The 2,167-nt window shown below is 74.2% G+C and carries 1 protein-coding gene; it reads right to left on the reverse strand.

Annotated features, from left to right (window positions below):
* On the reverse strand, positions 1-2,167 hold a 2,167-nt coding region (locus AB0C76_RS41215; protein WP_359975887.1), incomplete at both ends, for an AMP-binding protein.

Below are 2,167 nucleotides of genomic sequence, written 5' to 3' on the forward strand. Positions count from 1 at the left end.
CCCAGCCGCGACAGCAGCAGCGCCCACCCCGCCCGCAGCACCATGAACAGCGTCGCACCGCACTCCCGCGCCAGCGCCACCAACCCGGCGTGCACCTCCGCCGGCACCGCCATGTCGACCACCCCGCCGGCGAAGCCCGGTTCGAGGGGCCGCGGCCGGTCGGTGGGCAGCGTGAGCTCCTCCGGCAACCCGGACAGGCGCGAGCGCCAGAAGTCGAGCTGACGGTTCGCCAAGGAGAGGGAATCATCCTCATCGCCCAGCACACCACGCTGCCACAGCGCGTAGTCCCCGTACTGCACCGGGAGTTCGGACCACGCCGGAGCGCCTCCGGTCGTGCTGCGGGTGGCGTAGGCGGCGGTGAGGTCACGCAGCAGCGGTCCCATCGACCAGCCGTCGCACGCGATGTGGTGCACCACGAGGAGCAGCACGTGCTCCTCCGGGGCGACCCTGAACAGCCAGGAACGGAGGGGGAGTTCATTCGCGAGGTCGAAGCCGTAGCCGGACGCCGCCGCCAGGCGCTCGTCGAGCTCCTCCCGGCCGCACGGCAACACCTCCCACGGGACGAGCGGTTCGCCGGTCACCGGCACGACCTGCTGCCACGGCACGCCGTCGACGACCGGGAACACCGTCCGCAGGCTCTCGTGCCGGCCCACCACGTCCTCCAGCGCCGCCCGCAGCGCCCCCTCGTCCAACGCGCCCCGCAGCCGCAACGCGGTCGGCACCGTGTACGTCGAGGCGCCGCTCGCCCGTTCCCACTCGCGCAGGAACCAGAGGCGCTGCTGGGCGTACGAGAGCGGGAGCCGCTCGGGGCGCTCGACCGGCCGCAGCGGCGGCCTCGGGGCGACCGCGCCGCGCTGGTCCAGCAGGGCGGTCAGCCCGGCCACGGTCGGCGCCTGGAACAGGTCGCGGATGCCCAGCTCCACGCCGAGCGCCGAACGGACCCGGCTGACCAGCCGCGTCGCCAGCAGCGAGTGCCCGCCCAGCGCGAAGAAGTCGTCCTCCACCCCGACCCGCGCACGGGCCAACACCTGCTCGAACAGCCCGCACAGCACCTCCTCCCGCGCATCCCGCGGCGCACGGGTGACGCGCACCTCGGCCTCGGGGGCGGGCAGCGCACGGCGGTCCACCTTGCCATTGCCCGTCAGCGGTAGCGCCTCCAGCACCACCACCGCCGACGGCACCGCGTACTCCGGCAGCGCCGACGCCGCCTCCCTGCGCACGGCGGCGGCATCCGGTACGGCTCCGCCGGCGGGGACGACGTACGCCACGAGCCGGCGATCCCCCGGGCGGTCCTCCCGGACCACGGCGACGGCGGCCGAGACCTCCGCGCAGCGCTCCAGCGCCGCCGACACCTCGCCCAGCTCGATCCGGAAACCGCGCACCTTCACCTGGTCGTCCGCCCGGCCCAGGAACACGAGCTGGCCGTCCACCGTCCACCGCACCAGGTCCCCGGTGCGGTACATCCGCTCACCCGGACCACCGAACGGGTCCGGCAGGAACCGCGACGCCGTCAGCCCGGGACGCCCGAGGTAGCCGCGCGCCACCTGCGCCCCGGAGACGTACAGCTCACCGATCACCCCGGCCGGCACCGGACGCAGCCCCGCGTCCAGCACGTAGGCCCGCGTGTTCGTCGTCGCCCGGCCCAGCACCGGCGACGGCGCGACGGCGAACCACGCCATCAGCGCGTCCACCGTGTTCTCCGTCGGGCCGTAGGTGTTCTGCCCCACCCACCCCGGCGTCGCCAGCACGCGCCGCCAGAGCGACTCCGACACCGCCTCGCCGCCGACGTTCAGCATGCGCGCGAAGCCGGACTCCCCCTCCAGGAGCCCCTGTTCGACCAGCTCCGCCGCATAGCCCGGGGTGGTGTCCAGGAACTCGACCCGAGCCCGTTCCAGGTACTCCACCAGCCGCGCGGCGTCGCGACGGGTCTCGTCGTCCAGCAGGTGCAGCTCGTGGCCGACGAACATGGCCAGCAGCGCCACCCAGCACGAGTCGAACGCGAGCGGGGCCGTCGTCACGACGCTCGCCCGTTCCCGGCCGGTGGCCGCGAGCAGTTCGGCGTAGGTCGTGACCTCGTAGTGGTGGCAGAGGTTGGCGAGGCTGCCGTGGTCGATCACGACGCCCTTGGGCCGGCCCGTCGAGCCCGAGGTGTAGATGACGTAGGCCG

Source organism: Kitasatospora sp. NPDC048722 (assembly GCF_040650235.1).
GTDB lineage: Bacteria > Actinomycetota > Actinomycetes > Streptomycetales > Streptomycetaceae > Kitasatospora.